At 48.0% G+C, this 18892-nt stretch carries 18 protein-coding genes and 2 other annotated features; of the genes, 13 read left to right on the top strand and 5 right to left on the bottom strand.

The window, feature by feature from the left end; all coding sequences use genetic code 11:
* The first annotated feature begins 74 nt into the window (after window positions 1–74).
* Together A8709_RS29310 and A8709_RS29305 are read left to right on the top strand one after the other, a co-directional pair.
* On the top strand, window positions 75–641 hold the full coding sequence (locus tag A8709_RS29310; RefSeq protein WP_065857924.1) for a sigma-70 family RNA polymerase sigma factor: 567 nt from the start codon (window positions 75–77) through the stop codon (window positions 639–641).
* A gap of 4 nt (window positions 642–645) precedes the next feature.
* On the top strand, window positions 646–1371 hold the full coding sequence (locus tag A8709_RS29305; protein WP_065857922.1) for an anti-sigma factor: 726 nt from the start codon (window positions 646–648) through the stop codon (window positions 1369–1371).
* A 29-nt stretch (window positions 1372–1400) separates the two neighbouring features.
* On the opposite strand, the gene A8709_RS29300 is transcribed toward A8709_RS29305, so the two are convergent.
* From A8709_RS29300 to ku, 4 genes are all read right to left on the bottom strand, one after another.
* Window positions 1401–2693, bottom strand: coding sequence for an arsenic transporter (locus tag A8709_RS29300; protein WP_065857920.1), 1293 nt, complete (start codon window positions 2691–2693; stop codon window positions 1401–1403).
* Window positions 2694–2867: 174 nt separating this feature from the next.
* The gene (locus A8709_RS29295; protein WP_244163343.1) at window positions 2868–4922 is read right to left on the bottom strand and encodes a methyl-accepting chemotaxis protein; all 2055 of its coding nucleotides are present in this window, start codon (window positions 4920–4922) and stop codon (window positions 2868–2870) included.
* Window positions 4923–5104: 182 nt separating this feature from the next.
* Window positions 5105–6049, bottom strand: coding sequence for an ATP-dependent DNA ligase (locus tag A8709_RS29290; RefSeq protein ID WP_065857918.1), 945 nt, complete (start codon window positions 6047–6049; stop codon window positions 5105–5107).
* Between the two features lie 95 nt (window positions 6050–6144).
* Window positions 6145–7020 carry a non-homologous end joining protein Ku gene (ku, locus tag A8709_RS29285; RefSeq protein ID WP_065857916.1) on the bottom strand — a complete coding sequence of 292 codons (876 nt, stop codon included), beginning with the start codon at window positions 7018–7020 and terminating at the stop codon, window positions 6145–6147.
* Between the two features lie 158 nt (window positions 7021–7178).
* Here ku and A8709_RS29280 point away from each other — a divergent pair, with 158 nt between their 5' ends.
* The 7 genes from A8709_RS29280 to A8709_RS29250 all read left to right on the top strand — a co-directional run bounded on the left by A8709_RS29280 (window position 7179) and on the right by A8709_RS29250 (window position 13349).
* Window positions 7179–7364: a hypothetical protein gene (locus tag A8709_RS29280; RefSeq protein WP_065857914.1), complete on the top strand. Its 186-nt coding sequence runs from the start codon at window positions 7179–7181 to the stop codon at window positions 7362–7364.
* Window positions 7361–7543 (top strand): H-type small acid-soluble spore protein, encoded by a 183-nt coding sequence (locus A8709_RS29275; RefSeq protein ID WP_065857912.1) that lies wholly within the window; start codon window positions 7361–7363, stop codon window positions 7541–7543. Before A8709_RS29280 ends, A8709_RS29275 begins: the two co-directional genes overlap by 4 nt.
* 124 nt (window positions 7544–7667) lie before the next feature.
* Window positions 7668–8159 carry a tRNA (adenosine(37)-N6)-threonylcarbamoyltransferase complex ATPase subunit type 1 TsaE gene (gene tsaE, locus A8709_RS29270; RefSeq protein WP_065858725.1) on the top strand — a complete coding sequence of 164 codons (492 nt, stop codon included), beginning with the start codon at window positions 7668–7670 and terminating at the stop codon, window positions 8157–8159.
* On the top strand, window positions 8156–8983 hold the full coding sequence (tsaB, locus tag A8709_RS29265) for a tRNA (adenosine(37)-N6)-threonylcarbamoyltransferase complex dimerization subunit type 1 TsaB (protein WP_065857911.1): 828 nt from the start codon (window positions 8156–8158) through the stop codon (window positions 8981–8983). Before tsaE ends, tsaB begins: the two co-directional genes overlap by 4 nt.
* A 3-nt stretch (window positions 8984–8986) precedes the next feature.
* A complete protein-coding gene (gene rimI / locus A8709_RS29260; RefSeq protein ID WP_065857909.1) occupies window positions 8987–9490 on the top strand; it encodes a ribosomal protein S18-alanine N-acetyltransferase in 504 nt (167 codons plus the stop codon).
* A gap of 19 nt (window positions 9491–9509) precedes the next feature.
* The gene (tsaD, locus tag A8709_RS29255) at window positions 9510–10583 is read left to right on the top strand and encodes a tRNA (adenosine(37)-N6)-threonylcarbamoyltransferase complex transferase subunit TsaD (protein WP_065857908.1); all 1074 of its coding nucleotides are present in this window, start codon (window positions 9510–9512) and stop codon (window positions 10581–10583) included.
* A gap of 281 nt (window positions 10584–10864) precedes the next feature.
* Window positions 10865–11116 (top strand) — a binding site (T-box leader).
* A gap of 94 nt (window positions 11117–11210) precedes the next feature.
* Window positions 11211–11473 (top strand) — a binding site (T-box leader).
* Window positions 11474–11771: 298 nt separating this feature from the next.
* The gene (locus A8709_RS29250; protein ID WP_065857906.1) at window positions 11772–13349 is read left to right on the top strand and encodes a 2-isopropylmalate synthase; all 1578 of its coding nucleotides are present in this window, start codon (window positions 11772–11774) and stop codon (window positions 13347–13349) included.
* 521 nt (window positions 13350–13870) lie between these two features.
* On the opposite strand, the gene A8709_RS29245 is transcribed toward A8709_RS29250, so the two are convergent.
* Window positions 13871–15850, bottom strand: a complete 1980-nt coding sequence (locus A8709_RS29245; RefSeq protein ID WP_065857904.1) for an ABC-F family ATP-binding cassette domain-containing protein — start codon at window positions 15848–15850, stop codon at window positions 13871–13873.
* A 292-nt stretch (window positions 15851–16142) separates the two neighbouring features.
* Between A8709_RS29245 and A8709_RS29240 the strand changes: the two genes are divergently transcribed.
* The 4 genes from A8709_RS29240 to A8709_RS29225 all read left to right on the top strand — a co-directional run bounded on the left by A8709_RS29240 (window position 16143) and on the right by A8709_RS29225 (window position 18876).
* Window positions 16143–16775: a 5-formyltetrahydrofolate cyclo-ligase gene (locus tag A8709_RS29240; RefSeq protein WP_084225601.1), complete on the top strand. Its 633-nt coding sequence runs from the start codon at window positions 16143–16145 to the stop codon at window positions 16773–16775.
* Between the two features lie 16 nt (window positions 16776–16791).
* Window positions 16792–17280, top strand: coding sequence for a cyclic pyranopterin monophosphate synthase MoaC (moaC, locus tag A8709_RS29235; RefSeq protein ID WP_084225599.1), 489 nt, complete (start codon window positions 16792–16794; stop codon window positions 17278–17280).
* Window positions 17281–17365: 85 nt separating this feature from the next.
* Window positions 17366–17857: a MogA/MoaB family molybdenum cofactor biosynthesis protein gene (locus A8709_RS29230; RefSeq protein ID WP_056608535.1), complete on the top strand. Its 492-nt coding sequence runs from the start codon at window positions 17366–17368 to the stop codon at window positions 17855–17857.
* 17 nt (window positions 17858–17874) lie between these two features.
* Window positions 17875–18876: a molybdopterin-binding protein gene (locus tag A8709_RS29225; protein WP_065858721.1), complete on the top strand. Its 1002-nt coding sequence runs from the start codon at window positions 17875–17877 to the stop codon at window positions 18874–18876.
* The last annotated feature ends 16 nt before the right edge of the window (window positions 18877–18892 follow it).

The following is an 18892-nucleotide window of genomic DNA, read 5'->3' as shown; positions in this document are numbered from 1 at the left end:
ATTGCCAAGTCTTCCAGCTGAGGATAAGGTAGAATCATAATATAAGTCATGTCGACTCGGGGTGTATTTGCACTATGCGAAATCGAACAGATGGGGAACTCATGAAGCTGGTCATGAGTAAGCATCATCCAGCTTTAGAGGAGCTATACGACCGCTATGCGAAGCTTGTTTACTCTTTTGCATTGAAATCCACCAAGGAAGAACAAGCAGCTAGAGAGATTGTACAGCTTGTATTCACACGCTTGTGGACGACGGAGAAGGGCTACGATGCGAGTAAGGGCGCCTTCGTCAACTGGATCATTACCATAACACGTAATATTACGATTGATTGCCTGCGGAAGAAACGCAAGGTTGACCAAGATATCCATTTTGAGCCCAAGGAATGGGAGCGGTCGTTCGTTGCCAAGGATGAAGATCCGGAAACCGTGGTGTCGCGGAAATGGATCGGGGAGCAGATTCAAGGAGCATATGTCCATTTGTCTGAAAGTCAGGTTCAATTGATTGATCTGATGTATTGGCAGGGCTATTCATTGAGTGAAATTGCTACGCAAACGAATGAACCGATTGGCACGATTAAGAGCCGGCTGCATCAAGGCTTGAAATTACTACGTAAGCATTTGACATCACTGAGGGAGGGATGACGTTATGGAAGAACGGGAAATGGTAGATTGCAGTTATTTGGTCAACTATTTGACTGGCGACTGCACGGCTTGGGAACGCGCTGCTTTCGAACGGCATCTGCGAACTTGTGTCACGTGCCGCGAGGAGTTAACGGAGCTGCAGAATGTTTGGGAGGCGCTGCCTTTTGACATGGATGAAATGGAAGTACCCGCGGATTTGAAAGGGCAGGTTATGCAGAGTATCCAAGCGCTTACCCCTGAACCCGCAATATCACCAAAGAAAAAACGTTCTTTCGTCTGGTTATACGGCAGCTCAGCTGCTATTGTATTAGGATTTGCTGTTGGCATCTGGTGGAACAGTCATCAGCAAGCTGCAGGTCCCCTTACGAATATCGCGCTCAATCAACCAGCCGAAATTATGCATACCTTTCAGTTGAAATCATTTGAAAGTACGATGCCAACCGCCTCAGGCACTGCCTATGTGCTGCAAAATGGCGATAGTCACAACGTGGTGATTAGTCTGCAAGGACTCAAGGAAACACAGGGGGATTGGACCTATCAGGTGTGGTATAACCGAAGCGGGAAGCGTTACAACTGTGGAACTTTACGCGTGGATGAGAAAGGAACGGGCGTCCTGACCTATACGATCCCTGCGAAGATCAAGGATGTACAAATCGACTCTTTCGGGGTGACCTTAGAGCCAGATCCGAATGGCAGTACGCCGCGTGGTAAAAAGATATTAGGTACTTGATGTAAGCAGGAGGTAAGCGGTCTGACTGATCAGGCGACCACGTGCAGCCATAGATACAAGCCAACTAATGTGATAAGCAGGGTGGGAATTGTCAAGATGACCCCTGCTTTCATGTAGCCGCCCCATGTGATTTTCACGCCTTTTTTGGCGAGCACATGAAGCCAGATCAAGGTAGCTAGTGAACCGATAGGAGTCATTTTCGGACCTAAATCGGTCCCAATGACATTGGCATAAATAAGGGCCTCTCTCAGGATGCCCTCTGTTTGTGTACCTTGAATGGCAAGGGAGTCGATCAACACGGTTGGTAAGTTGTTCATAATCGAAGACAGGATCGCCGCTAAGAATCCCATTCCGACAGTGGCAGCCAGCAAGCCTTTGCCCGAAATCAGGTCAATGAGATCACCGAGCGCATCCGTAAGACCTGCATTTTTCAATCCGTAGACAACCACGTACATGCCAATGGAGAAAACGACAACAGCCCATGGCGCTTCTTTCAGAATCTTCTTCGTATCCATCGCGGCGCTCGAGCGAGCTATGAGTACAAAGCCGAGAGCGGCAGCTCCAACGAGCAGGGAAACAGGAATCCGAATAAACCCACTACACATATAGGCAATAAGCAGAAGGCCAAGGATCCACCAGGAGATGCGGAACAGCTTCTTATCCTTAATCGCATCGGATGGTCGTCTTAGCTCAGCGATATCATAGCTCTTAGGAATTTGTTTACGGTAAAAAAGATAAAGAACGAGCAAGCTTGCGCCTAACGAGAATAAACTCGTCACGAACATTCGGCTTGCATATGTCACAAAATCAATGCCGAAGAAATCAGCTGATAAAATATTGACCAAGTTGCTGATGACAAAAGGAAGCGAGGTGGTATCCGCGATAAATCCGCTCGCCATAATGAACGGGAGAATGGTGTGGTCCGGTAGCTTCATAGCTCTGACCATTGCGAGCACGATTGGCGTTAGGATTAATGCTGCGCCATCATTCGCGAAAAAAGCCGAAACTGCGGCGCCTAACAGGATGACATAGACAAACATGAGCTTGCCATTGCCTTTGGCAAGTCGTGCCATATGAAGCGCGGACCATTCGAAAAATCCAATCCCATCCAGAATAATGGAGATGAGGATAATGCCGACAAAAGCGAGCGTTGCATTCCACACGATGCCCGTAACCGTGGCGACATCATGCAGGGAAACGACTTGGAAAATAAGGGCAAGCACGGCCCCTGCCGATGCAGACCAACCAATACTCAAGCCTTTCGGCTGCCAAATGACAAAGGTAATCGTAAGTAAAAAGATGAGAATGGCAAGAACAATCATAAGTGCCCCCAGGTAGATAGTTAAATAAACAATGATGTAAATATCTCAAAATTATGGAGCGCTGTATATACTAATTTTTTGGCTGGAGGATTCGTTCGGTTTCTCAAGTAGGAATGACAAAAAACGGCTCTTTCGCCAACAAGGCGAATAGAGCCGTTTTGCATACGATGAAGCTTAAACCTCGAATTTAGACAATGTCTCGTTAAGTGAATTGGACAGTTGGTCAAGCTGTTCCGATAGTCTGACCAAGCCATTGCTAATGCTGAGCTGTTCTGTGCTCAAGGAAGCTACCTCTTGGGAGGTGGCAAGTGACTCTTCAGCAACTGCGCTGACGTTCATCATGGCATCAGATAGTACTTCTTGCGACTGCTCGAGCGTACTAATGGAGTCGCTGACCGTGCTGAGCTGAACAATAAAGCCGCCCATGTGCGCCGTGACTTGTTGGAAAATGGTATCCGCTTCTTTCACCGCTTGAATTTGTTGCTTGAAAATCGGTGTTGCCGTAGACAGCACTTTCACTGTCTCGTTGATTTCAATTTGAATTTTTTCTGTAATTTGGCCGACCACATAGATGGACTGTTTCGATTGATCCGCAAGTTTGCGAATTTCATCAGCCACGACCATGAATCCTTTACCCGCTGCGCCCGCACGTGCGGCTTCGATGGTTGCATTTAACGATAAGATGTTCGTCTGCTTCGTCATATTGTTCAGTACATCGAGAATTTGGCGGATTGATCTTGTGCTGTCTTTTAAATTATCGACCTTATTCACCATGGAGCGGATCATTTCTTCTGTCAGACTCGTTTTATCAATAAGTTCAGCCATGTATTTCGTGCCGAGTTCACTAGAACTTTGCACATCCGTTGCCGCTGTGCCCATTTCGAAGTTCGCCGCAATGACGTTTTTCATTTGCTGGCCAATATGCTGCGTCAGCTCATTGCCGCGCTCTGATTCTGTGGCCAAACCGGCGGCACCTCCTGAAATTTCTTCGGTAGCGAGAGCAATTTCTCGGGCAGCATTTGCGGTTGTCTTAGAGGAATTCGTTAGTTCGGCCGCCGTTTCGAATACTTGCTGAGCAGAAGCGCTAGTTTGTTGAACTAAACCTGTGATTTTCTCCATCATGATATCGAAGCTAGTGCCTAATTGACCGATTTCATCTTGGGTTGTGTAATTCGCGCGAACGGTCAGCTTGCCCATAGCCCCTTGCTGCATCAGGTTACGCAAGTTGATCAGTGGTCTTCCGATCATGCGGACAACGAATAGACCAATCAGAAGAGCTGCAATAGCCGCGAAAAAAGCAACGATCAGCGTATAGTTGAAAATCTTCTTAGCCTTTTTGACCATAGAGCTTACTGGAACGTCTCCGATCAGATTCCAGCCAGAAACTGGCGATCTATAATAGGCAACTAGATGATCATCCTTCGTCGTAAACGAATTTTGGTCCTCTTCAAGCTGTTCTTTCGTCAGTTGGATGTTAGCCGTTTTTTCTAATTCAGTCATATCAGGTGTCGCGATGTTTATGTTGCTGCTGTTCGTAATGACAACAGAGCTGTTCTCGCCCAGCGTCATTCTTCCTAATTCGGTTTTCAAAATATCCGTGCTAAACTCCACAACCAGTACGGCGGAAGTCGCGTTGCTAATGATGCGTCCAATCCCGAAGGTGCTGGTGGAATCGCTCGAATATCCTTTCAATTTACTGTCGAGCCAAGCCGCTTTACCGCCTGCCTCATTAATCTGCTTGAACCAAGCGGTATCACTAACACTCGCATCGGATTCATAACCGCCACCGCCTGTCCCGACTAGGAGTTTGCCATCCGAACTGTAAATGCGAAGTGTTTTGATGACTTTGTTGGAAAAAGCGACGAAGTTCAATTTTTCCGTCAGTTGATGACTAGTATCAGCTGCATTGTACGATAGAGGATCTAGTTTGGACATTTTCTCCAATAGCTTCTGCAAATCATCGTTGTACATCACTTGCAGGGTCAAATCTTCAAAAGTTTGATAGAGGAAATCTAGCTTTTGCCCCGCTTGCGTTACTGTTTGTAGACTGGAGTCAGCCATGTTGTTCTTAATCACGTCTTTCGAGACGAAGTAAGAAATGGCACCGACAACCATGACGAAAAATAAGATGCTGGCGAAAAACATCAGGAACAGCTTCATCCCTACCGATTTCGCCGGATTTTCAAGCTGTTTGATTGAAGAAATAGCATTCTTTAGGACATCTTTCAAGTCGCTCACCCACCATTAGTTTCTATTGGCATGCCTCCCAACTCTGTGGAAAAAAAAGACATACGTAATTAGTTGGTTAATGATTCGACGCGCTTCGACAGATTCCTTCGAAATTTGTAACTTAATTTTAAATTAATATTTCTTATTGAAATTTTATTTCAAATAATTTAAGTAGTTCCAACCTAATTCTGACCAAAGTTGCATTCCTTCACATTCCTCGTTACAAATGCTTGAATACTAGGATGCCTTAAGGTTCTGTTGGGGGTCCACTCTAAAAAAGTGACCTTAACAACTATTTGGGGTTGAATCCATACCGCCTCTTTCTCTCGATCCGTCTGGTTAATAAAAGGGCGTTCACGCATTATTAAATGTTGAACTTGCTCCGTGATCATCCGCCAGTCATGAACGGTAAGCTTGCCTGTTCCTGCATTTCCGATGTACCATAACTGGTTCTGATCATCGTATAAACCTAAAAAAAGTGAATTAACCATTTTATCTCTGTAAGTAACACCGCTGACAACTGCGAAAAGGTCTTTGAACATTTTCTTTTTAAGCCAACGCTTATCTTTTCCATTGATTAGGTAGGTACTGTTTAGGTCTTTTATCACAATACCTTCTAAATCATGCTCCGCCACAACGTTATACAGCGCCTCCATATCGTTGTGACTTGTAACCAGTTGTACGTGTTGATTGGGCTGAATGATTTTATCTAGCGCAGCTTGTCGCTCTTTAAGACTTAGATGAGTCACCCAAGTTCCATCGCAGTACAGGACATCAAATACCATATAAGTGATAAGAACTTGCCGCGCCGCGTTGGCAATTGTAGTTGATTTTCTAGCGCTGTCACGTCTCATAATTTCGTAAAAAGAAGGCTTGCCTTGCGAAAGTGCAATGATTTCGCCATCCAAAATGACAGATCGAGCTGAACAGAAATCCTTGGTTTGCGTGAGTTCAGGATATTGCAATGTTCGCTCGTTACTTCTTCGATTGAATAGTTTAGTTGTACTCCCGTCAAAATATAGTAACATTCTCACGCCATCCCATTTGATTTGGCTAATGAAATGATCACCTTTAGGAAGCTCGTCTGTACTTACGGGCTCAAAAGGAATCAATGGTTCAAGATTCAAATTGTATTCCTCCTCAATCATTGTCGTAGTTATTACCGTCAAAAAAGTGCCCCATCTTGTCAGATAGGGCACCTCATGTAGCATTCTCAGTTCACTCAGGAGACAGGTTCCTTAGCTTTTCGAGCACGCGGCTTTGCCGCCGGTTTCTTTGGTTTTTCATCCGTAAGCGAAGCATCTTCGTTTATCGTTATTTTGTCATCAGACGGCTTGGTTGCATTCAAGCTCGCTTGAAGTGCAGCCATTAGATCGATGACGCTCGTTTTTTGCAGCTCCGGTGCGGATTGTATTTCTTCGCCGGCAACCTTACGGTCAATCGCATCGAGTAATCGAGCGCGGTATTCATCCTTATATTTTTCAGGTTCAAAAGGGGTAGAGAGTTGATTGATCAGCATCTTCGCCATCTCCATCTCCCGCTCATTGACCGTCACCTTCTCGGGAAGGTTCGGAACTTGTGAAATCGGACGAATTTCATCGGGGTAAAAGATCGTTTCCATCGCTAAACAGTTCTCGATCACACGAATTGCGGCGAGCGAGCTTTTGGAGCGAATCGATACCTTGGCGATGCCGATTTTGCCTGTTTGACGCATGGAATCGAGCAACAGCATGTAGGCACCTGCACCCGTATCTCCAGGACCGAGATAGTACGTCTTTTGAAAATAAACAGGGTCAATATCCGTCAAGTTAACGAAGTCCAGAATTTTAATCTCTTTATTCGCTTCCCCGGAGATTTCCTCAAGCTCATCTTTTTCAAAAAGCACAAAGCGCCCTGGCTCATATTCATAGCCCTTCGTGATTTCTTCCCACTCTACTTCCTTCTCGCAAGTCTGGCATTTTCGAACATAGGATAGCGGTGTAATACAAGTTTTGTGTATGTAGCGCATCGAGATATCTTTGTCTTCTGTAGCTGAAAACATTTTAACAGGAACATGAACAAGGCCGAAGCTAATCGCGCCTTTCCACACGGTATGCATCGCTGAAATCCTCCCCCAACATACGTTATTGTACTAGTATTCTCTTGATGCACTTCCTTTATACGGCAAGGATTTAAGAGAATGGTTAGGGCTGAGATTGGAAAAGTTATAAGAGCAATATGATAACCCAAATAGCGAACCAAAGGAGGGATTCACGGATGGCTTCAGAATCGAATTTATCGCAAGATACGGGCAATGAAGGTAAGGATGATTATTTCATGGACATTGATCGTATGATTAACGAGGGTCTTGGGGGCGGAAACGTCACCATACACAATGGTTTAATTGACCACTCAACCACGGATACGATGGATCATCCGGAATCCGTACTGGATGGACAATGAATGTTCACCGCGCTCAAGAAATTTTAGCTGCTGATGAGAAAATTGAGGTGGACTTGAACGGGATGTCTGTCTGGATTGACAGTGTAGACTCCGGTAAAGGTCTCGTCAAAGTACACGCGGAAGGTAATCCCGCAGATGCTCGGGTCGTGCCAGCAGGAGAGCTTGAAGAGGTACACTAAGGTCCGCATGGCAAATGAAGCCTTCTCCGATTCTGAATCGGGGAGGGCTTTTTTCTCTGATAGGTTGCTGTCACCTACTGGCGAGGACTATAATAGAAGCAGTATGCGCAAACGGAAGAAAGGGATGAGATCACTGACTCAATCCACATTTAAGTTTCATTCTCAGAACGAAGAAGACACAGATCGCTTGGGAACTTTGTTGTCAGCGTTTCTACAACCCGGATCTGTCCTAACATTAGACGGTGATTTGGGTGCAGGCAAAACGAGATTCTCGCAAGGATTCGCCAGAGCTATGGGAATAGCAGAGCATGTGAATTCACCGACGTTTACCATTATCAAAGAATATGAGGGAGCAGGTCTTCCCTTTTACCATATGGATATGTATCGCATTTCACAAGAGGAAGCAGACGAGTTGGGATTAGAAGATTACTTCTATGGGGCAGGGGTTACGCTGATCGAATGGTCAAGCTTAATTGAGGATTTACTGCCGCCAGACAGACTCAGTATTAGGATCACCCAAGAGGCAGATCTAACACGTGTATTTCACCTTACGCCATACGGCTCGCCGTATCAAAGCTGGTGTATACAGATGAAGGAGAACGGACATTTACAATGAGTGAACGGATAAAAGATACAGTTCGATGCTTAGCGATCGATACCTCAACATCGGCCATGACAGTGGCTATTTTGGAAAATGGACAACTGCTTGGAGAAATAAGCTCCCACGCAGAACGTAACCATTCGCTAGGGCTGCTTCCCCATATACAAGACTTATTAGCACGTCTAGGAATGAAACCGAAAGACCTCAGCGCTGTTGCTGCTGGTCAAGGTCCGGGCTCCTATACAGGTGTTCGGATTGCTGTTTCGGTAGCGAAGACATTCGCTTGGTCACTCGGCTTAGACTTAATTGGCGTGTCTAGTTTAGAAGCAATGGCTATTGGTAGTTCTGTACAGGACGACTATGAAAAAACAACAGATGCCAAGACTTGGATTGTGCCCCTCATGGATGGAAGAAGGAAGCAGGCTTTCACGGCTGTGTATGGCTTTGAAGGAGCAACAGCTTTGACGCCAGAAGGTGAGCCTCATGCTAGTTGGCATGAAGTTATTCCAGATGGCATTCGTGTGATTGGACCTTGGATGGAGCAAATCCAAAGCTTGATCAGCTCTCAGGGAGAACAGGATGCACCTACACAAATTCTGTTTGTTGGAGAGACCGTTGGCTTTGCGGACGAGCTAGCAAACTTTACGCAAGATTTTAAGGGCAATGTGAGTGTGATACCTTATGACATTGAAGCGCAATATATTGGACAGCTCGCTTTCCCGAGATTGGCGAAGGGTGAGAAGGCCGATTTGCATACTTTTGTGCCGAATTACACGAGGCTGCCTGAAGCGGAAGCCAATCTGCTAGCAGGCCTGCAGACAAAGAAAGGGGAGCTTTGATAGATGGAGCAGCGGCAACCGCAGGCGATCGAGAATTCGTTAATATTCCGGTCGATGACCATGGAAGACATCCCTTTTATTTGTGAGATCGAGCAGGAGGCATTCACAACACCTTGGACGAAGGGTGCCTTTGAGAATGAGCTGAACAATAACCAATTCGCGCATTATATGATTATGGATAACGAAGGCGAAGTGGCTGGTTACGGCGGCATGTGGCTGATTATGGAAGAGGCGCATGTCACGAATATTGCTGTCAAAAACACATATCGAGGGCGCAAGCTCGGAGAACGATTGCTGCGCGAATTGATGAAGACTTCTGCGTTCCTAGGTGCGATTCGAATGACGCTAGAGGTAAGAACCTCGAATTATGTGGCTCAAAATTTATATGAAAAGTTAGGTTTCCGCTCCGTAGGCATACGCAGAGGTTATTATACAGATAATCGTGAGGACGCTGTCGTCATGTGGGCAGATCTGCCCAAACGTAGAAAGGATAGTCTCAATGACTGAGGCTTTCAGATAGGTGGATATGGTGAGTAACGAAGATCAGGTACAGGAAAGACAAGAAGGAAATAAGGCAGACCAAACTTCAAAACCAGTGTATATTCTTGCGATTGAGACAAGCTGCGATGAGACTTCCGTGGCGATTGTTGAAGATGGCAAAATCATTCGTTCTAACGTGATTTCCAGTCAGATCGAAACGCACCAACGCTATGGCGGCGTTGTGCCGGAAGTGGCTTCCCGTAAGCATGTGGAGTCCATTACATGGATGTTAGAGGAAGCTGTTACCGAAGCGGGTGTCGTGCTTCATGAGCTCTCCGCTATTGCCGTAACCGAAGGCCCCGGACTGATCGGGGCCCTGTTAGTTGGCGTCGTCGCGGGCAAAGCGCTCGCTTGCGCCTTAGAGCTTCCGCTGATTGGTGTGCACCATATCGCGGGACATATTTACGCCAACCAGCTCGTTCATGAGCTGGAGTATCCTTCGATTTCGCTCGTCGTGTCCGGCGGACACACCGAGCTCATTCTACTCGAAGGCCCCGGCCAGTTCCGTATCATCGGGCGCACGCGCGATGATGCGGCCGGCGAGGCCTACGATAAAATTGCCCGGGCAATGGGATTGCCTTACCCGGGCGGACCGCACGTGGATCGGCTTGCCCAGGAAGCCGATTCCGAAATCAAAATGCCTCGCTCCTGGCTCGAGGCAGACTCTTACGACTTCAGCTTTAGCGGATTGAAATCCGCGGTGCTGAACGTCGTCAACCAAAGCAAGATGCGCGGCGAAACCGTTCAGGTCGCGCAAATTGCTAAGGGCTTCCAAGCATCCATCATCGACGTGCTTGTGGAGAAAGCGAGCCGCGCCGTGAAGGAATACGGCGCGAAACAGCTCTTGCTCGCGGGCGGAGTCGCCGCGAACAAAGGGCTGCGCAGCAGGCTCGCCGAGCGCTGCGAGCAGCTGGGTGTGCCGCTGCTGGTGCCGCCGCACCGGCTTTGCACGGATAATGCGGCGATGATAGGCGCCGCCGCATTCCTCAAGTGGGACAAGCAGGAGTTTGACTCCATGGAGTTGAAAGCCGAGCCGCAGCTCAAATTAGAAGAGTGGTAGGATCTCACACAGGGATTAGTACGAAAAACCGAACTAAATCGGATTTGTTCGACCCTGAGGATGGTTTAGTTTGATTTCGCCGAACTAATTAGCCGATTTTCGGGTAACAGCTGGTTTTGGTTTTTTTAAGTTGGCTAATTCGAACTAATGTCGCTAGCCTCCTCCAACAGTCGAAAATAAGCAGGCAAAATCGGACTAATTCAGTTGCTGCTGAAAAATAAATTTTCAAATAACTGTATTGACTTTGAAAAATTAGCATATTATAATCACAATCAATACTTTCAAACGCAACGAACGGGAATAGTAAGGCATGATCAGTTTCGCTCAGAGAGCTGTGCGCTTGGTGAAAGCACAGACGAAACGTCACCTGAACTCGCCCGGGAGCGGTAGGACTGATAAGGATGCCTAGGATCCAGCACCCAAGTAGGTCTTGACGGTTGACCCCCGTGATCAGGTACATGAGTGGTTTCGAGTGTAACAGCTCGGATCAATTAGAGTGGTACCGCGGAAGGTTCAAGCCTGTCGTCTCTTTTATAGAGATGGCAGGCTTTTTTGGTTGTTCTGAAAGTTGTAGCGGTATGCGCATACCGCACAATGGCAGTTAATAATTGAGTAACGACACATATAAAAAACGCAATGAACAAGAGTAGTAAGGGCTCATGTCTACGGTACAGAAAGCTGCGGGTTGATGCGACGCAGACCGAGAACGCCCTGAACTCGCTTGGAAGCGGTCGTCCTGATCGGCTTATTAGTAAGCCTTTAGGGATGAACGGATTGACCTCCGTGATCAGGTGATCTAGTTAGCAATGGGCTAACTAGATCTGAGGTGGGCTCCTTAACGGAGTCAACAAGAGTGGTACCGCGCTGGGTGAAGACCCGTCGTCTCTTATATGGAGATGACGGGTCTTTTTGTCGTCTGTGGAAGGTGTGCTGCAGCCACAGTCCACAGCGGTGATGAGATGCCGCATCCCCGTGAGATCTCTCGCTATAGTGATAAAAACATCCACTACAGTAACGCCGGACGCGAAATCACCTTCTGTAACGCTGAAAATCAAGCATCAAGCAGCTTGCATACCAAAAAAACATGCCACCCATAATCACACACTAAGCGAATAGTCACGAGCACAAAAACTCGCTTCCATACATCACAACAGCCCACAACGGGCATACCTTGAGGAGGAATTAACCATGGAAAACAATATAACGAACAACCGACGCATTCGCATTTTTGATACAACACTACGTGATGGCGAACAAGCGCCGGGCGCTTCCCTCTATCCAGAAGAGAAAATTCGCATCGCTAGACAACTTGCTGCAATGGGCATCGACACGATTGAGCCGGGCTTCCCAATCTCAAGCCCTGGCGATTTCCAAGCGGTGCAGCAAATTTCACGCGAACTGCAAGGCATTGAGATCTGCGGCTTCGCCCGCGCGGTCAAAGCCGACATCGATGCAGCGGTCAAAGCTACGCAAGACGCAGCATCCAGACGTATACACATGTTCCTGTCTTCGTCGGACATCCATCTAGATTTCCAGCTGCGCAAATCGCGTCAGCAGGTAGTAGAGATGGCTCGCGCCATGGTCGGCTATGCGAAGCAATTCGTTGATCGGATCGAATTTTCGCCGATGGACGCGACGCGAACGGGGGATGAATTCCTTTTCGAAGTGCTGGAAGCAGTCATCGCTGAAGGTGCAACAATCCTCAACATTCCGGACACGGTGGGCTACGCACTTCCAGAAGAGTACGGCGCGATGTTCCGCAGAGTGCGTCAAAGCGTACGTGGCGGCGATACCGTGGAGTATAGCGCGCATTGCCATAATGATCTGGGGCTGGCTGTGGCCAACAGCCTTGCTGCTATTGCGGCGGGAGTTACTCACGTAGAAGTAACCGTGAATGGGGTCGGCGAACGTGCAGGAAACTGTTCCCTAGAAGAGCTCGTCATGGCGATTGAAACACGTAAGCATTCGATGGGCGTGGAAACGGGGATCGTGACGAGTGAGATTTTTAACACATCCAAAATGGTTAGCCGCATCATGGGCTTCCCGATTGCCTACAACAAGCCGATTGTCGGTCGCAATGCATTCCAACACGAAGCAGGCATTCACCAGGATGGGCTTCTGAAGAACCGCAACACCTACGAGATTATGGACCCAGAAAAGCTTGGTATTCCGCGTTCTATGATCATCCTTGGCAAGCACTCGGGCCGTCATGCACTTAAGCATCGTGTTGGACAATTCGGTATTGAGCTTACAGGTGAAGAGCTGGATACACTGTACACACGTTTCAAAGAAAAAGCAGATGAACAAAAAATGGTCACCGACGATCAACTGATGGAGCTTGTAGGCACAACCGTTGATGGGCAAATGGAGCCATTCACGCTCTCGCATATGCAAGTGATATCGAGCAGTGATCGCAATCGTGTTGCTTCCGTATCCGTCAGAAACAACCAAACGGGCACAGAAAACGTCTATTCCGGTACAGGCGAAGGCCCGATTGAAGCGATCGTACACTGCCTGCAGCAAGCCATCCCGATGGATGTGGAGTTCGCAGATCTTGAGCTGCATTCGCTATCCACAGGCGAGAAAGCAACGGGTGAAGCGGAGGTCACGATTTCAGTGAATGGTCAAACCTACAAGAACACAGGGATCGACCAAGACGTCCTTGTAGCCGTAGCCAAAGCGTTCATTTCAGCTTGTAACCAGGCTATTCGTATGCAAAATAGTGCAGAGACAGCATCGACAACGACGGCGACAACGGCTTCGTAATCAACAAGTTTTGCGCTTTTCGAGTAAATTGTAAGAAAACTTAGATATATACACAGCATGTGAGCAAGGTTATGCACACCCCCTGTGTACAATGTGTATAACTTCAAGAAAAATTGATCTATCAACCTTTTTTAGGGGGCAATGAAAGGGATAACTTTTTCACAATTAAATGTGGGTAATGTGGATAACTTTATGAATAAAGTGTAAAAAGCTTGATGGGGGGCGGAATTTGCCCCTCATTTTCTGTGGATAACGATGTGAATAACTAAATTGCCTCTAATAAGCAGCCGTTTAAATTATCGGAACAATTCGTCATTATTTAAGTGTGTATAAGAGGACTGTACTCATCCTAAAATGAGCCTTTCAACAGGTTTGTCAACATAGGTGGATAAAATCAAAGTTGTTTCTGTGGGTATCTTTGAACTTTTTGTGAAGTTGTCCACAATCCATCCCAATACCCCAACGACCCATGCAACAAAAAAGCCCACGTCATCTGACGTGGACCCCATCCATCAACTATTTTAGGCCAATAAGACTTCCCATTCCTCATAACAAGCTGCAAGTGAGCTCTTCCGACGATCAACCTCAGCCGTTTTTTCCTGAACAAGCACATAGTCGTTATACACAGCCGGATCTGCGAGTTCAGCCTCGAGAGCCGTCACTTCTTCTTCAAGCCGTGCAATATCCAACTCAAGCTGCTCCAGTTTCCGTTGACGACTGCGCTCCTCACGCTTAGCTAACTTGTCCGCCTCATAGCTGCCACCGCTGGCAGGATCGCTTTTCACAGTAGAAGGGACTACCCCCTTGCTGCCACTACCTGAAGTTGAACTGCCAGCTGCTTTCTTCTCAGCTTCCTTGGCTAAACGCTTGGCTTCCATTTCGGCCAGTTCTGCTTTTTTCTCCACGTAGTCATCATAGTTGCCCAGATAGCTGGTTAAGCCATCCTTTTGCAAATCGAGCATGCTCTCCGCCATTTTATTGAGAAAGTATCGGTCATGGGAAATGAATAAGAGGGTACCCTCATAGTCCATCAACGCGGATTCCAGCACTTCCTTACTATATAAGTCCAAATGGTTGGTAGGCTCATCGAGAATTAAAACGTTAGCCTTCTGCAGCATAAGCTTAGCTAAGGCGACACGGGCTTTTTCACCGCCGCTTAATGCAGCGATTTTCTTAAATACGTCCTCGCCGCTAAAAAGAAAGCTGCCCAGCACGGTACGAATACGCGCTTCCTCTAAATGAGGGTACGTGTTCCACACTTCCTCTAGCACGTTGTTGGACGGGGTGAGGCCAGTCTGTTCTTGGTCGTAGTAACCAATCGTGACACCGGCTCCCCATTTGAACGTACCAGCGTCCTGTTTGTGCGCGCCAATTAACGTCTTGAGCAAGGTTGATTTCCCGACCCCATTAGGTCCAATTAGAGCCGCTGTTTCGGAACGACGAAGCTGGAAGGAGACGCCGTCGAGGAGACGATTCACGCCGTCATAGGAAATCGATATCCGATCTACCGCCAGGACTTCTTTACCTGAGGTTTGCTCGATTTCGAAGGAGAAGGAAGCGCGCTTCAAATCGCCCATTGGTTTATCTAAGCGGTCCATTTTCTCCAATTGCTTACGGCGCGACTGCGCTCTCTTCGTTGTTGAAGCACGCACGATGTTGCGCTGCACGAAATCCTCCAGTTTGGAGATCTCTTCTTGCTGTTTCTCGAACTGTTTCATCTCAATTTCATAATTCGCTTCTTTAATTTCAATAAAACGGGAATAATTACCCGTATATCGTTTGGACGCATGCCGTTCAATCTCATAAATCGACGTTACTAAGGCATCGAGGAAGTACCGGTCATGAGAAACGACGAGAATGGCGCCTGGGTAGCCGCGGAGATAACCCTCGAGCCAAGTTAATGTGGCGATATCCAGATGGTTGGTAGGCTCATCGAGCATCAACAGATCAGGCTCCTCCAGGAGCATTTTAGCCAAAGCCAATCTCGTTTTCTGACCACCGCTCAGGGTGCTTACCAACGTTTCAGGTGCAAACTGACCGAAGCCCATGCCGTGCAAAATACCGCGGATCTTGGCCTCAATTTCATAGCCGCCATGCTCTCGGAACCATTCGGAGCGCAGCGCATACCGGTTCATGGTGGTTTCGTACTTTTTCTCATCGGAAATGAGATCAGGGTCTGCCATAAGCGCTTCTAGTTCACGCAGTTCGCGTTCTGTTTCAAGCAAGGAACTGAACACACTGAGCAGCTCATTCCAAATCGATTTGTTCGTATTCAGACCGCTGTTTTGCTTCAAATAGCCGATTTTTGTTTCTTTCGCCTTGAACAGATCGCCGCTGTCATATGACATTTCACCCGCGATGATTTGCAGAAGCGTAGACTTTCCGGCACCATTGACGCCGACTAGCCCGATGCGTTCACGGTTTTCAATCTGAAGCGTTATATTGGAGAGTACAGCGCGTACTCCATAGCTTTTGGAAATATTAGAAACTTGTAATAGCATGTTGCTGCTACCTCCTGCGTTTTCGCTGCATAGTCATGTAAGAACATATTTAAGTTGACCCTTAGGCCCACATTCAATCCCATCAAATCATTAGTATACACGAAGTAAGTGAGCAACGCCTGCTTAATTTAGGAAAAGAAGGATGTCGAAGAACCCGAAGAGAATGAGAAATATAGTGTGAAAAGGCTTGAAATATCGCGCATTCTAGAGCTTCGCGGGCACGAGTATAGTTTTTTACTTTATTTATGTTAAAATGGGGGAAACCACTCCTCGCTAGGAAGGGCTGTAGCTTATGATGAACATCCGAGAGCGGAAAATAGAATTACGCAAGGAAATGGAAATACGACGTGCTTCGATCGTTTCGGAGACACGCGAAGAGAAGGAACTGCTCATCCATCAGAGAATGGTAAAGCTATGTACAGATAAGCTGTTTGAAAATGGTCAAGTCAGGACCGGTTCACAGCCGACCATTATGAGCTATATGCCTTTTCGATCAGAGCCCGATGTTGCCCCCTTCATGGAATGGTGCTGGCAGCAGGGAATTCGTGTGCTGATACCGAAGGTAGTGGCAGATACGAAGACGATGAATTTGCATATTATAAGCCGTTACGAAGACCTCGAAAGCGGTGCTTACGGCATCCGAGAGCCGCGTAATGACGTGCCAATTGAGCATGACTTAGGAACCCTTTCTATGATCGTCGTGCCAGGTCTGGCTTTTGACATGGATTTCGGACGTCTGGGTTACGGCGGCGGCTTCTATGACCGCTTTATGCAATTATTCGCTGCGCGTGGTCTGAAAAGACCTTTTGCCGTTGCGGCTGCATTTGATAAGCAATTGATTCCGGCAGTACCTTCCTCCTGGCACGATTTCCGTGTGGATGGGATCGTAACGGAAAGCAAGATGGTGTTCAAAACAGAAAGTTGATCTTGAGGTGATTGTCGTGTCCGAATCTTCACCGTTGACACATTTTAATGAACAAGGTAGAGCTCGCATGGTCGACATTTCGGAGAAAGCGGAAACGAAACGTACGGCTACTGCGCGTTCCACCTTATTAATGAAGGCTGAGACCCTAGAGCTCATTGTGCAGGGTAAAATGAAAAAAGGCGACGTTCTCGCCGTAGCGCAAGTGGCTGGCATTATGGCCGCCAAAAAAACGTCTGACTGGATTCCCATGTGTCATCCGATTGCACTCACTGGGGTTGATATTCAGTTTGCGAATAACGGCATCAATGAACTATACATAGAAGCAACTGTACGAACAACGGGTCCGACAGGGGTAGAAATGGAAGCTTTGACCGCTGTGTCAGCCGCGGCATTAACCGTGTATGACATGTGCAAAGCGGTAGAGAAAGACATGATCATTAACTCGACGCTGCTTGTCATGAAAACAGGCGGGAAAAACGGGGATTTTCACAGGCAAGAGAATTAAAGCGTGATAGTAGCAGTAAATTTCTGACAATCACGCAGGTTAGTGGGGTTATCTCATTCAGTGAACAAGGGAGAGGTGACGAAGGATGCACTGGAAAGTTGCGATTTTGACAGCCAGTGACCGCGGTTACCGAGGAGAACGAGAAGACACTAGCGCTCAGGTAATCCGCGAGCTGATTGAAGAAGAGATTCAAGGCGAAATCATCGAGTATCGGGTTGTGCCGGACGAGATGGACGAAATTATGGCTTCCTTAATAGAAATGACGGATTATTATCAAGCTGATTTGATTCTAACAACGGGCGGAACAGGCCTAGCTCCAAGGGATGTAACACCGGAAGCGACGTTGAATGTCATCGATCGTGTTGCGCCAGGCTTTGCGGAAGCGATGCGGATGATCTCGATGCAGAAAACGAAGAAAGCGATGCTGTCCAGAGCGGTTTCTGGGATTCGCGGACGTACGCTGATTATTAATCTGCCAGGCAGTCCGAAGGGTGTACAAGAGAACTTGATGGCGATTATTGACCAATTGCCGCATGCTCTAGGAATTCTGACGGGTAAAGAAGGCGATCACGGGTGAAGGATACCAACACTTCCATGCTGCGTGAGGTCAAAGTGGAGGATGCGATCGGCATGATTCTGCCGCATGACCTTACGCAGATCTTGCCGGGCGAGTTCAAGGGGCGTTTGTTTCGTAAAGGCCATCAGGTGACAGAAGCAGACATTCCTGCCTTGCTGAGCATCGGCAAGGAACATATTTATGTGATGGAGCTGCAGCCTGGCTATCTCCATGAGGATGAGGCTGCCCTGCGCATGGCGCGGGCCATGGCAGGGACGAGTTTGGACCTCAGGCTCACGGAGCCGCATGAGGGGAAAGTGAACGTGAAATCGGAGATTCACGGTTTGGTTAAGATCGAAAAGGCGTTCGTGGACAGCGTGAACGCCATCGATGAAGTCGTGTTGTCGACGATTCGCAGCAACACGGTCGTTCAAGCCGGCGCTTCGCTGGTCGGGACGCGGGTGATCCCGCTGATTGTCGACGAAGCGAAGGTTGAAGAGGTCGAGCGGCTTGCCGCGGCTCGCCGGGCAGAGGGCTTCACGTTGCTTGAGGTGAAGCCATTTCGGGCGCTGCGCGTCGGCGTGATCACGACGGGCAGCGAGGTCTTCAAGGGCCGAATCACGGATAAATTCGGCCCCGTTGTGAAAGAGAAGGTCGCGCAGCTCGGCTCCCAGGTTGTAGAGCACCGCTTCGCGCTCGATGACAGCGAAGCGATTGTTGGTGAGATCCACGCGCTTGTCGCGCTAGGCGTGGATCTGGTGTTGGTCACGGGCGGCATGTCCGTGGACCCGGATGATCGCACGCCAGGTGCGATCAAGGCGGCCGGCGCCCGCGTGGTCAGCTACGGCACGCCGATGCTGCCGGGCTCGATGCTGATGATCGCCTATCTAGGCGATCTGCCGATCATGGGCTTGCCGGGTTGCGTGATGCACGACCCGTACACGTCTTTTGACGTGCTGCTGCCGCGCATCTGCGCAGGCGAGGAAATCGTGCGCAGCGACATCACGGAGATGGGCTACGGCGGATTCTATCAGTGTTAGGGTATTGGAGATGAAG

The sequence above is a fragment of the Paenibacillus pectinilyticus genome (genome assembly GCF_001700435.1).
Classification (GTDB): domain Bacteria; phylum Bacillota; class Bacilli; order Paenibacillales; family NBRC-103111; genus Paenibacillus_E; species Paenibacillus_E pectinilyticus.
Note: the sequence above shows the minus strand (reverse complement) of the source record. Positions and strands in the feature narration are given on the sequence as shown.

Bases quoted from the DNA above. Each gene is read 5' to 3' on its own strand.
- A8709_RS29310 (WP_065857924.1), top strand. From the start codon at position 75: ATGCGAAATCGAACAGATGGGGAACTCATGAAGCTGGTCATGAGTAAG.
- A8709_RS29305 (WP_065857922.1), top strand. From the start codon at position 646: ATGGAAGAACGGGAAATGGTAGATTGCAGTTATTTGGTCAACTATTTG.
- A8709_RS29300 (WP_065857920.1), bottom strand. From the start codon at position 2,693: ATGATTGTTCTTGCCATTCTCATCTTTTTACTTACGATTACCTTTGTC.
- ku (WP_065857916.1), bottom strand. From the start codon at position 7,020: ATGCATACCGTGTGGAAAGGCGCGATTAGCTTCGGCCTTGTTCATGTT.
- A8709_RS29280 (WP_065857914.1), top strand. From the start codon at position 7,179: ATGGCTTCAGAATCGAATTTATCGCAAGATACGGGCAATGAAGGTAAG.
- A8709_RS29275 (WP_065857912.1), top strand. From the start codon at position 7,361: ATGAATGTTCACCGCGCTCAAGAAATTTTAGCTGCTGATGAGAAAATT.
- tsaE (WP_065858725.1), top strand. From the start codon at position 7,668: ATGAGATCACTGACTCAATCCACATTTAAGTTTCATTCTCAGAACGAA.
- tsaB (WP_065857911.1), top strand. From the start codon at position 8,156: ATGAGTGAACGGATAAAAGATACAGTTCGATGCTTAGCGATCGATACC.
- rimI (WP_065857909.1), top strand. From the start codon at position 8,987: ATGGAGCAGCGGCAACCGCAGGCGATCGAGAATTCGTTAATATTCCGG.
- tsaD (WP_065857908.1), top strand. From the start codon at position 9,510: ATGGTGAGTAACGAAGATCAGGTACAGGAAAGACAAGAAGGAAATAAG.
- A8709_RS29250 (WP_065857906.1), top strand. From the start codon at position 11,772: ATGGAAAACAATATAACGAACAACCGACGCATTCGCATTTTTGATACA.
- A8709_RS29245 (WP_065857904.1), bottom strand. From the start codon at position 15,850: ATGCTATTACAAGTTTCTAATATTTCCAAAAGCTATGGAGTACGCGCT.
- A8709_RS29240 (WP_084225601.1), top strand. From the start codon at position 16,143: ATGATGAACATCCGAGAGCGGAAAATAGAATTACGCAAGGAAATGGAA.
- A8709_RS29230 (WP_056608535.1), top strand. From the start codon at position 17,366: ATGCACTGGAAAGTTGCGATTTTGACAGCCAGTGACCGCGGTTACCGA.
- A8709_RS29225 (WP_065858721.1), top strand. From the start codon at position 17,875: ATGCTGCGTGAGGTCAAAGTGGAGGATGCGATCGGCATGATTCTGCCG.